This window comes from Faecalicatena orotica (assembly GCF_003149245.1).
Lineage (GTDB): Bacteria > Bacillota > Clostridia > Lachnospirales > Lachnospiraceae > Faecalicatena_A > Faecalicatena_A orotica.
Genome location: NZ_QGDL01000020.1, coordinates 83848 through 95233, shown reverse-complemented (window position 1 = coordinate 95233; position 11386 = coordinate 83848). Strand labels below are relative to the sequence as shown.

Here is an 11386-nt window from a genome sequence, read left to right as displayed (position 1 = left end):
GTGGTACTAAGCCCGAAGCTGCTTAAGCATTAAACGATAAAAATACAAGCCACCATATCCCGGACAACTTTCACATCATCATGTCCGACCTGTAGGAGTTAGTCTTGCAAGTCGATCTCCCAGAGGTCTGTTTGCTGTACCCGGTTTATGGAGTTTCTTATAAATTCATATTTATTTTAGCACGTAATGGCGCAAATGTGATGAAAAATTTCTTTAAATCAGTACGTTTTTTAATGGTACGTGGGATTTAGTCTTGCATACAGGGTTCAGTTTTGGAATTCACGAGAACATCTGGATATGCACAAACTAATTTAGTGATCACAGGCACGTTTATAAACAGTCTCACAAAAATACACGGTGCCGTCGAATCGGTACCGATAATGATTACAAAGTGAAAAGATATAAATAGTTCTTTAATTTTCTAAAACAAGATGGTATTCTAAATGAATACATGAGAAAGTATTATAAATAAAAAAATTATTAATAACATACAATATTAAACAGTCTTAACTTCATAACAACTGGCAGTACCCCGGCTATCATGAAGAGACCTGTTTCAAGTCTCTTTTCTATAGACAAAAATAGTCCCTCGTTAATATAACAACTGAATTTATGGAACCTTACGAAATTTGTCAAAAAAAGTCGACAGATATCGGTCATCTTTATGTGGTAATATTTGGTATGTAAACGAAGGCTGGGATTTACGCATACTAAATAATTAACCAGGTGTGTAAATATATGAACAATAGACTGCAAGCAATACGTTGGGAAAAAGACTGGTCTCAGGAAAAACTGAGCAGATTGAGCGGTGTTCCAAGAACTACAATATCAGCAATTGAATCTGGTACTACAACGAATCCATCCGTAGAGACTGCACTTCTTCTCTCCAAGGCACTTGGTATCCCTGTTGAGAATATATTTGTTCTTTAAAGAACGCGTATATTTGCATACAAGGGTGATATTACTTAAAGTAAAAAATGGTTGGTGAAGGATATGACAGAAAAAGAACTAGGAAACAGGCTGAGAATGTATCGGACGGCCCGCAGAATGACTCAGGTTGATCTGGCAAAGCCGCTGAATATGACACGCCAGACCGTGTCTACATATGAGACAGGAAGCCGCATCCCGGATATCTATACTTTATGGGCGATGGCGGACATCTACAATATAACTATCGATGAATTGATAGGGCGGAGAACCGGGCACCATTAACCGGGGCTCCGTCTTTTTGTTTGCTTCACTTTGTTTCATAAAATGAACTTTCCTATGAAATGAAAACAAGTGTTAAATAATCGTCTCTAAACCGATTACCTAACACTTGTCTTTTCTTTCTAAAGCCTTAAGAGCGATAGACGGGATTCGAACCCGCGACCCCGACCTTGGCAAGGTCGTACTCTACCAACTGAGCCACTATCGCGTATGTTGTATATTTCCTGACCGGAACAATAATTACTATACTATATGAAGTTCAGATTGTCAACACATTTTTTAAAGTTTTTTATATTTTTTTTAAATTTCTAATTTTTTGCTCAGTTTGGATTTCTCCCCCGATTATTTATTTCTTACTAACGCATAACCATGTCATCATTATGATGCCCGCCTACCACGCTTTTCCATTTGTAATTTCACAGGCTATCATATAGAATGAACATAGAATTTAATAACTCCGTGCAAAAATTTGGTGAAAATAATGATAACTAATGATACGATTGGCCGAAATATTAGACGGCTGCGCAAAGAACGCAACATGACACAATTAAATTTAGCTCGAAAGATCAACCTGCATCGTGCCACTTTATCCGCTTATGAACTCGGGAAACGTCTCCCTGATATTTTTATCCTAATATCAATTGCAGACGCATTTCATGTAAGCCTTGACGTGCTGGTGGACAGGGATTTTCGCCCTGCCTCGCCGGCACTTTCCGATTCTGAAAAGAATATTCCGAAAATCTAAGGCCTATCTGACTTCTATTTTATTGATAATCGACACTGAACGACCTTATCCTCAACTTTATTCAGCAGAGCATTTTTCCAGTCCCAATTCCTCAAGCTGTTTATCATCAACCTCACTTGGTGCTTCCGTCATCAGGCAGGAAGCATCCTTTACCTTCGGGAATGCCATGACATCACGGATGCTGTCCTCTTTTGCCATGAGCATGACCATACGGTCCAGGCCATATGCAAGGCCTGCGTGAGGGGGCACACCGTATTTAAACGCATCCAGAAGGAAACCGAACTGCTCATATGCCTGTTCTTTTGTGAACCCAAGCACTTCAAACATCTTTTCCTGAATATCATTCTGGAAGATTCTGACGCTTCCCCCGCCGATCTCGTTCCCGTTCAGTACGATATCGTAAGCTTTGGCACGGACCCTTCCCGGATCGTCATCGATGTACTTAAGGTCTTCCTCCATCGGCATGGTAAACGGATGGTGCATTGCCATGAAACGGTTCTGTTCATCGCTCCACTCGAGAAGCGGGAACTCTGTGACCCATACAAACTTATATTCATCCTTATTCAGGATTTCCATCTGTTTCGCAATTTCCAGACGCAGGTTCCCAAGTACATCCCAGACAACTTTATTCTTGTCTGCTGCAAAGAGAAGTAAGTCTCCCGGCTCTCCGGCCATTGCCTGGATCAGGTTCTGCATCTGCCCTTCTGTCATGAACTTTGCAAACGATGACTTCACCGTCCCATCCGTCTGGAGTGCAATATAGGCAAGTCCCTTTGCCCCGAAATCCTTTGCAAAATCAACCAGCTTGTCGATCTTTTTACGCGGCATGCCGCCCTGTCCCTTAGCGTTGATGCCCCGGACAGTTCCGCCGTTTTCAATAGCGCCTTTAAAGACAACAAATTCACAATCCTTTACCGTATCCGTTACATCTGTCAGCTCCATGCCGAAACGGGTGTCCGGCTTGTCAGAGCCATAACGGTCCATCGCTTCCTGCCAGGTCATTCTTGGAATCGGGAGTGTAACCTCCACATCCAGAACTTCTTTGAACAACTTCGCCAGAAGCCTCTCATTCACATCAATCACATCGTCCACATCCACAAAAGAAAGTTCCATGTCGATCTGTGTAAACTCAGGCTGTCGGTCGGCACGCAGGTCCTCGTCACGGAAACATTTTGCAATCTGGAAATAACGGTCATATCCTGAGCACATCAGCAGCTGCTTGAACAGCTGTGGTGACTGCGGAAGTCCATAAAAACTGCCCGGATGTATACGGCTCGGTACCAGATAATCCCTTGCGCCTTCCGGCGTACTCTTTCCAAGCACCGGTGTCTCAATCTCTAAGAACCCTTCCTCTGACAGGAACTGGCGTGTCAGAGTCGCAACCTTGCTTCTCATCATCAGGTTCCGCTGGAGATCCGGCCTTCTCAGGTCCAGATAACGGTATTTCAGACGGAGTTCTTCCTTCGTCTTGCTGTTTTCTTCAATCGGGAACGGAGGGGTTTCTGATTCTGAAAGAATCCGCAGTTCCTCTGCCCTTATTTCAATCTCACCGGTAGCCAGATTCTCGTTCACTGCCCCGCTTCGGGCTTCAACATTACCTACAACTGCGATAACAAACTCACTCCGGAGTTTTGCCGCCTTTTCGATCAGTTCTGCCTTATCTTCGCCTTCAAATACAATCTGCAGGATACCGGAACGGTCACGGAGGTCCACAAACACAATGCCGCCTTTATTCCGGTTCTTCTGAACCCATCCCATTACAGTCACTTTCTCACCGGTATTTACGCTTGACAGCTCCGCACAGCGGTGAGTTCTCTTCAAGCCCTTCATTGATTCTGCCATAATTTCCATCCTCTCTTCTTCAGAGGGGTCTGACCCTTTTGCAAAGGGGTCAGACCCCCGTCACACTTTTTTCACATTTACAGTTCATTTATGGAGTCGCGGTAACATTCAACGATGTCTTCATACCCCTGCTCCACCAATTGTTCTTTCTGGAATTTTTTATTTTTCTTCATATTAACGATCATGACCTGTTTTCCTGCCGCGCGTTCTTCTTTTGCAAGGCTTAATACTTTCAGCATGCCTTCCTGAGGCATGTTCTTCTCGATGAGGAACGCCTTTTTAGACCTGCTTGTCGGCACTTGATAGCCTCTTTCCAGCAGGAGCATGACAATTCGTTCGAACCCGATTGAGAAACCTACCGCAGGGGTATTCTGTCCCGTGAATTTCCCGATCATCTCATCGTAACGTCCGCCGCCGCCTACAGAACCGCCGAACTCGTCCATAGAGATTTCGAAAATAGTCCCGGTATAATAGGACATTCCACGTACGAGTGTGGGGTCGAAGCTGATCTTGAAATCAGCCTCTCTGGCCGTTTCCACACTTGTAATAATCATTTCCAGTGAAGACGCTGCTTCATCCGGGAGAAAGCCTTCCAGTTTCTCTTTGCAGTAGCGTACGCCCTCCACGTTGTTTGTAATTTCTTTGAAAAGCTGAAGATATTTTTCCACCGATTCTTTCTCATATCCGCACTCCTCTAATTCAGATGCAACACCGTCCATGCCGATCTTGTCCATCTTGTCCAGTATAATGAATACATTCTCGTAGTCTTCTTCTTTGAATCCGCTGTAAGCCGCCATCGCCTTCAAAAATCTGCGGTCATTGATGCGGATCGTGAAATTTCTGAAATCCAGCTTTCCAAGCAGCGTGGATGTCGCAAGAATCAGCTCGATCTCCGCGAGATTGCCCGGTTCGCCCAAAATGTCGATGTCACACTGCATAAACTGACGGAAACGCCCTCTCTGCGGTCTGTCGGCGCGCCACACATTCCCCATCTGCAGTGCCTTGAAAGGTGACGGGAGGTCGTTGGCATTATTTGAATAATACCGTGACAGCGGCACGGTCAGGTCATAACGCAGTCCCCCGTCAACCAGGTCACTCTCTGTCTGTGCTGTATCGATCTTTAACTTTTCGCCTCTTTTTAGTATCTTGAAAATCAGCTTTTCATTATCCCCGCCCTGCTTGCTGCACAGGTTTTCAATATGTTCCACACAGGGAGTCTCTATGGATGAAAATCCAAATGCTTTGTAAGTTTCTTTGATGAGTCCTATCACGTAATCTCTGATCTCCATCTCAGCGGGCATCATGTCCTTCATTCCGGTGACCGGTTTCTTCTTTAACGCCATAACCATTCTCCTTTTCGCTCTATCATTTCGTCAATACGGCCGATATATTCCGTAATGTCTTTCACATTCTCAATCCTGACCAGGTTGCTCTTCTTCCCGTTCTCCATCTGTACCTTCTCCGGGAGCACGATCTTTGTAGAAGAACCTGCCCCTGCCGCAAGGATTGTCTGTTTTTCTTCCATAATAAGTATATTGTATATTCCGGCTTTGTCAACCTTTGCGTAACCAACATTTTCAAAATTTCCCGCAATATTCTTCTGCCGGTACAGATAATAAGGCACAAGTCCCATCCTCTCTGCCGCCCCGGCGCTGTCCTCCACCATCTGTTCAATCTCGCTGTGCAGGTCAATCCGGCAGTGTTCCTGTCCTAGACGGGCAGCCCGTTTGATTGCGAGCGCATGTACGGTCAGGCTGTCTGGCCCCAGTGCTTCTATCTGTCTTAAGGTATCACGCATATCCCCTGCATTCTCACCGGGCAGTCCTGCAATCAGGTCCATGTTAATATTGTCAAATCCAAGTTTCCTCGCCATATGGAACACATCTTTCACATCCTGAACAGTATGTCTGCGCCCCACCTCATCCAGCGTTTTCTGCTGCATGGTCTGCGGGTTGATAGAAATACGCGTTACCGGATACTGGGAAAGCACTTCTAGTTTCTCCCTTGTGATACTGTCTGGTCTGCCGGCTTCTACCGTAAACTCCTTCAGTTCCCCGTAAGAAAAGGTGTCCCCCAGATGCATAAGCAGCCGTTCCAGCTGATCCGCCTCAAGGGTCGTCGGAGTCCCGCCGCCTATATAAATGGTATTCAGTTTCTTACCCTGTACCGCCCTGCCAATTGCCGTAATCTCCCTGCAAAGCGCGTCCATATAAGCGTCAATCCGGTCTTTCCATTTTTCGAGAGGTGAGGAACTAAAAGAACAGTAGGAACAGATGCTCGGACAAAACGGGATCCCCACATACAGACTGTACCCATTGTCATAGTCCAGAAGGTCCAGCTGCGCCTTTTCTCTCTTTGCAATCTCCAGTCCGAGCTGTGCCTTCTTCGCGCTGACCGCGTATTCTTTTTTCAGAAACTGAATAATTTCTTTTTCACGCATTCCTGTTTCCACTTGCTGCATGATGAGCTTCGTGGGCCTTACGCCGGTGAGCATACCCCACGCAAGCTGTATCCCAGTCTCTTTGGACAGCCAGTCATACACATGTCTGGTCACAAACTTCTTGCGCTCCTGCCGGTCCGTAAGGGCGTTGATTTCACCTTCGGTAATGGAAAAGCAAGAGCCCCCTTCCAACGTTAGTTTTACCAGAGGTTCTTGCCCTTCATCCACCTTTTGCCCGATCTCCGTGTTCGGGAAAAAGGCCTTCGTGATATGATATAAATTATACATATACAGTGTATCTTTACTGCTTATTTCAATCATAATAGTTTTAAAAATCCCGCTTTCTGCTATTCATTCGCAATCTGGTTCCCTATATTAAAGAAACGGATTGTTCTTCTTCTCAAAAGCAATCGTCGTCTCATCCATATGGCCCGGATATACCTTTGTCTCATCCGGAAGGCACATCAGCCTATCCTGAATGGAACGGATCAGCTGTCCCGCATTCCCTGTCGGAAAATCTGACCTGCCGATGGAGGAACAGAATAAAGTATCCCCCGAAAACAGCACCCCTTCTGCCGGAATATAATAGCAGCAGCCTCCGATGGTATGCCCCGGCGTATAGATAACTTCTATATCGAATCCCGCTGCGTTCAGCTTCTCCTTATCCTTCACATATATGGCATCCGAAAATGTATATGCCCGCCCGTATGTGGAGGATGAGTTCAACGAAGCATCGCCAAGCAGTGCCTCCTCTTTTTCATGCGCATATACAGGAACCGGAAATTCCTCCAGGAATCCGTCCACACCCATGATGTGGTCGAAATGTCCGTGCGTCAGCAGAATGGCTGTCAGCTTCAGCCCCTGGTTCTTAATATGGCTCACAATCTCCGCCCTCAAAACCGCGGGATCTATCAGGATACATTCCTTCGTTTCTTCATTCTGCACAAGATAGCAATTCGTGCTTATGATACCTATTACAAACTTTTCTATCTTCATCTTAACTTAACCTGCCGTTCGTTCAATATCCATCACGCCGTCTAACTGGCGCAGTTTTTCAATTACTTTGTTCAGCTCATCCCGTCCGTGCACGATGAATCCCATGTCCAGTGTGGCTGTGCCTTTCTTACTGGTACGGATATTCATGGACTTCACGTCTAATTTCGCCTCTGTAAAGATCTTAGAAATGTCCATCAGAAGTCCCTGCCTGTCATGGGCATACATCTTCAGCTCGGCCAGATACTGCCCGCCGCTCTCCGCCTCTGCAGTCTCTTCCCATTCGGCATCGATCAGGCGTTCTCTTTCCTTCTCTGACAGATGGAGCATATTCACACAGTCCGTCCTATGGATCGACATTCCGCGCCCGCGGGTGACAAATCCAACAATCTCGTCTCCCGGAACCGGATTACAGCATTTCGAAAAACGTACCGCCATATCATCGATTCCTTTTACAACAATACCACTCTTGGACTTGGCAATGTGGACTTTCTGATTATTCGCTTCTGAAATCTTCTCCAGAATCGTCTCATCCGTGATCGTCTTCTTGTGTTCCTTCTCGTACTCTTCTACAAGGCGGTTCACAACCTGGCCTTCCTTCAGCCCGCCGTGCCCCAGCGCAGCCAGAACGGCATCCCAGTCTCTGAAACCGTACTTCTTCTGCACAATCTGCTGGTACTTCGGCTTCATGATATTCGTCAGACTAATCGTCTTCGCCTTACAGTAGGCATTAATCAACTCCTTGCCGCGCACGATATTGTCTTCTTTAAATTCTTTTTTAAACCACTGGTTGATCTTATTCTTTGCCTGTGTGCTCTTAACGATATTCAGCCAGTCCCGGCTCGGGCCCTTGGAATTCTGGGAAGTCAGAATCTCTATCCTGTCACCATTCTGGATCTTATAGTCTATATTCACCAGCTTTCCGTTTACTCTGGCGCCGACCATCTTATTACCTACCGCACTGTGGATCGCATATGCAAAATCAACCGGCGTCGAACCATTCGGCAGGTTCTTCACATCACCGTTTGGGGTAAAGCAGTATACATCCTCCGCGAACAGGTCCAAATCACCTTTGAGCAGGCTTAAAAACTCCCGGTTGTCTGACATGTCACGCTGCCACTCCAGAATTTGGCGCAGCCAGCTCAACTTCTCTTCCTCCTGGGCCTTCACACTCTTCGTGGAGTCTCCGCTTTCCTTGTATTTCCAGTGTGCCGCAATACCGTACTCAGCGGTCTTGTGCATCTCCTCGGTGCGGATCTGAATCTCGAACGGCTGTCCTGACGGCCCCATCAGTGTCGTGTGGAGGGACTGGTACATATTCGCCTTTGGCATGGCAATATAATCTTTAAATCGGCCCGGTATCGGTGTGTACATCTCATGAATTACACCGAGGGCCGCATAGCAGTCCTTCACCGAATCAACAATGATGCGGACTGCAAACAGGTCATATACCTGATCCAGAGTCTTATTCTGGTTCACCATCTTCTTATAGATACTGAAGAAATGCTTTACACGTCCGTATACCTTCGCGTTAATATGAGAATTCCTCATATGTGAAGAAACTTCCGCCACGATCTGCTGTACAAAATCCTCGCGCTCAGTCTTCCTCTCATTTAAATCTTTTACCAGGTCATAATATACTTCGGGCTGATAATACTTTAATGACAGATCGTCCAGTTCTGTCTTAATCTTGGAGATACCGAGGCGCTGCGCGATGGGCGCGTAAATGTCCATCGTCTCCCTTGCCTTTTCCTTCTGTTTGGCCTCAACCATGAATTCCAGCGTCCGCATATTGTGGAGCCGGTCAGCCAGTTTGATGATAATGACACGGATATCCTTTGCCATTGCAAGGAACATCTTCCGCAGATTCTCCGCCTGAACCTCCAGTTTATCCTGGGAATAGGACAACTGTCCCAATTTTGTGACACCATCCACGAGAAGTGCAACCTCATCTCCGAATTCTTTCGCCACGTCTTCGAGAGTCATCTCCGTATCTTCTACTGCATCGTGCAGCATGCCTGCCACGATCGTCTCCTTATCCATCTCAAGGTCCGCCAGAATAATCCCGACCCACAGAGGATGGATAATATAAGGTTCGCCAGACTTGCGCACCTGACCGTTATGTGCCTGATTTCCGACCCTGTATGCTTTCTCAATCATTGTAATATCCGCAGACGGATGATATTTCCTGACTCTGGCAATCAAGGCCTGATATAATTGTTCAGGGTCTTGATAATCTTCGGGCGCTTTTACGGCATGCCCGTCTACGATCTCCAGATTCATATTCAGCAATTCATATTCCGGAGTCCCCGCCATATCAATTCCCCCTTTCTTCCATCGTAAGTTTCATATTCCTAAGTATACCATCATTTTTATTTTTTTCAAACTATTTCAAACAGAAAATGGCGCAAAAACGCCAAAAAATGACCTTACTGGTAGTTGGTCACCGTAATCTGAAGCGTACGGTTTCCCATATATTCGTTTATTGACGGATAAAAGGTAAACGACATCTCCGGTTTCCCCCGCATATACTCCATACATGCGGCAGCATCACCGAAATAAACTGCCTCCATCTGATTGCCCCGCTGATCCTGTACCCTGAACTTTAGAACATTCTGATTCTTGCCGATAATTTTCGGGCTGATTACTTTCAGATTTTTTTCTGCGAACACGGGTTTCGTATTTCCCTTGCCGAACGGTTCTAAAAGTTCCAGTTCGGAAACAAGTTCTTCCGTCACATAAGGAAGCGGAAGCTGCATGTCTATAGAAACCTTCGGCAACATGTCCTCCTCAGACAGGTCCGCAAGCTCATTAATCACCTCCCGGAACCGCCCTACATTCTCCTCTTTGAGGGAAAGCCCCGCCGCCAGCTTATGTCCGCCGAACTTAGTAAACAGGGCTCGGCATTTGCACATTTCCTCAAACATATTATAGGCCTCGATGGAACGTCCCGAGCCCTTCACACCTTCCTCACCTGCCGTCAGAACAAAGGTCGGCCTGTAATACCTCTCTTTAATTCTTCCCGCTATAATCCCGGCTATACTCTCATGGCAGTCCGGAAGATAGATAACGAGAACCTTATCCTCACCCATAGAAGTATTTTCGATCTGCTCCACAGCTTCTTCGACACCCTTTTCGGTCATCTCCTTGCGGCTGTCATTCAGGGCTTTTAAGTCTTCCGCCAGCATGACCGCTTCACGGCGGTTCGGCGCATTTAAAAGCTCAAGTGCCCGTTTTGCAGTGTCCAGACGGCCGCTTGCGTTGATGCACGGCCCGATTACAAAACCAATATGGTAAGCTGACAGACGGTCCACGGGCACACCCGTACATTCCATCAGTGCTTTCAGGCCGTGATTATTCGTTCGTTTCAGCATTTCCAGACCCTGCTTTACAAAAATCCGGTTCTCACCGACAAGGTCCATCACGTCACCGACGGTCGCAATTGCCACATTTTGCATCAGGTAATCCACATCGTCCACATCGCGCTGCATCACCTCGTATAATGCCTCCACCAGCTTGTAGGCAACTGCCGCCCCGCACAGTCCCTTAAACGGATAGTCACAGTCTGCACGGTGCGGGTCAATGACCGCATCTGCCTGTGGAAGAAGGTACTCCCGCCCGCTTCCGGCATCCAGATAAGGCACTTCATGATGATCCGTCACGATGATTGTGAGCCCCTGCTTCTTCCCATAGGCAATCTCCTCCGATGCAGCGATCCCGTTATCACAAGTAATAATGGTATCGATCCCCTCATCCAGTGCCCGGTCGATCAGCATACGGTTCAGCCCATAACCATCCTTAATCCGGTCCGGAATATCCGTATCCACATCTCCGCCAAGCTTCGCGATCCCCTCCTGAAGTACATATGTCGCGTTGACACCGTCTATATCATAATCGCCAATTACGCGGATTGGCGCTCCCTCACGAATTTTCTCCGCCAAAATCTCTACTGCTTTATCCATATCCTTCATAAGCATGCCATCAAATAAGTCTGCGATCGTGCCATTCAGATAAAAATCAATCTCCTGATCCGACGTCATATCCCGGTTCCTGATCAGCCTTGCAAGAATCGGAGATATCCGGTACTTTTCGGCAATCTGGTTAAAATCTGCTTTTTTCATAGAAACAAACCATTTTTCCACCCTTTATCCTCCTTG

General features: G+C 46.5%; 9 protein-coding genes and 1 tRNA gene. 3 read left to right on the top strand and 7 right to left on the bottom strand.

The genetic code is table 11. The annotated features are described in order from the left end of the window. Nucleotides 1-738: 738 nt before the first annotated feature. Nucleotides 739-930, top strand: a complete 192-nt coding sequence (locus A8806_RS24085; protein WP_109733711.1) for a helix-turn-helix transcriptional regulator — start codon at nucleotides 739-741, stop codon at nucleotides 928-930. Nucleotides 931-993: 63 nt separating this feature from the next. After that, nucleotides 994-1212, top strand: a complete 219-nt coding sequence (locus tag A8806_RS24080) for a helix-turn-helix transcriptional regulator (protein ID WP_109733710.1) — start codon at nucleotides 994-996, stop codon at nucleotides 1210-1212. A gap of 132 nt (nucleotides 1213-1344) precedes the next feature. Here the strand turns inward: A8806_RS24080 and A8806_RS24075 are convergent. Continuing rightward, a tRNA-Gly gene (locus tag A8806_RS24075) sits at nucleotides 1345-1417 on the bottom strand. A gap of 273 nt (nucleotides 1418-1690) precedes the next feature. On the opposite strand from A8806_RS24075, the gene A8806_RS24070 reads away from it, so the two are divergent. Continuing rightward, nucleotides 1691-1954, top strand: a complete 264-nt coding sequence (locus tag A8806_RS24070; protein ID WP_242996257.1) for a helix-turn-helix domain-containing protein — start codon at nucleotides 1691-1693, stop codon at nucleotides 1952-1954. 57 nt (nucleotides 1955-2011) lie between these two features. Here A8806_RS24070 and aspS read toward each other — a convergent pair whose 3' ends face one another. The 6 genes from aspS to recJ form a co-directional block, all read right to left on the bottom strand. Next, on the bottom strand, nucleotides 2012-3796 hold the full coding sequence (gene aspS / locus A8806_RS24065; protein WP_109733715.1) for an aspartate--tRNA ligase: 1785 nt from the start codon (nucleotides 3794-3796) through the stop codon (nucleotides 2012-2014). Between the two features lie 77 nt (nucleotides 3797-3873). Next, on the bottom strand, nucleotides 3874-5139 hold the full coding sequence (gene hisS, locus A8806_RS24060; protein WP_109733709.1) for a histidine--tRNA ligase: 1266 nt from the start codon (nucleotides 5137-5139) through the stop codon (nucleotides 3874-3876). After that, nucleotides 5130-6557, bottom strand: a complete 1428-nt coding sequence (gene hemZ / locus A8806_RS24055) for a coproporphyrinogen dehydrogenase HemZ (RefSeq protein ID WP_181368861.1) — start codon at nucleotides 6555-6557, stop codon at nucleotides 5130-5132. Before hemZ ends, hisS begins: the two co-directional genes overlap by 10 nt. 54 nt (nucleotides 6558-6611) lie before the next feature. Next, nucleotides 6612-7232: an MBL fold metallo-hydrolase gene (locus A8806_RS24050; protein WP_109733707.1), complete on the bottom strand. Its 621-nt coding sequence runs from the start codon at nucleotides 7230-7232 to the stop codon at nucleotides 6612-6614. A gap of 6 nt (nucleotides 7233-7238) precedes the next feature. After that, nucleotides 7239-9545: a RelA/SpoT family protein gene (locus A8806_RS24045; protein WP_109733706.1), complete on the bottom strand. Its 2307-nt coding sequence runs from the start codon at nucleotides 9543-9545 to the stop codon at nucleotides 7239-7241. A 113-nt stretch (nucleotides 9546-9658) separates the two neighbouring features. Next, on the bottom strand, nucleotides 9659-11371 hold the full coding sequence (gene recJ / locus A8806_RS24040; protein ID WP_109733705.1) for a single-stranded-DNA-specific exonuclease RecJ: 1713 nt from the start codon (nucleotides 11369-11371) through the stop codon (nucleotides 9659-9661). Nucleotides 11372-11386 lie beyond the last annotated feature (15 nt).

Excerpts from the sequence above, each read along its gene's own strand:
- A8806_RS24085 (WP_109733711.1), top strand. The coding sequence starts at position 739 with ATGAACAATAGACTGCAAGCAATACGTTGGGAAAAAGACTGGTCTCAG.
- A8806_RS24080 (WP_109733710.1), top strand. The coding sequence starts at position 994 with ATGACAGAAAAAGAACTAGGAAACAGGCTGAGAATGTATCGGACGGCC.
- A8806_RS24070 (WP_242996257.1), top strand. The coding sequence starts at position 1,691 with ATGATAACTAATGATACGATTGGCCGAAATATTAGACGGCTGCGCAAA.
- aspS (WP_109733715.1), bottom strand. The coding sequence starts at position 3,796 with ATGGCAGAATCAATGAAGGGCTTGAAGAGAACTCACCGCTGTGCGGAG.
- hisS (WP_109733709.1), bottom strand. The coding sequence starts at position 5,139 with ATGGCGTTAAAGAAGAAACCGGTCACCGGAATGAAGGACATGATGCCC.
- hemZ (WP_181368861.1), bottom strand. The coding sequence starts at position 6,557 with ATGATTGAAATAAGCAGTAAAGATACACTGTATATGTATAATTTATAT.
- A8806_RS24050 (WP_109733707.1), bottom strand. The coding sequence starts at position 7,232 with ATGAAGATAGAAAAGTTTGTAATAGGTATCATAAGCACGAATTGCTAT.
- A8806_RS24045 (WP_109733706.1), bottom strand. The coding sequence starts at position 9,545 with ATGGCGGGGACTCCGGAATATGAATTGCTGAATATGAATCTGGAGATC.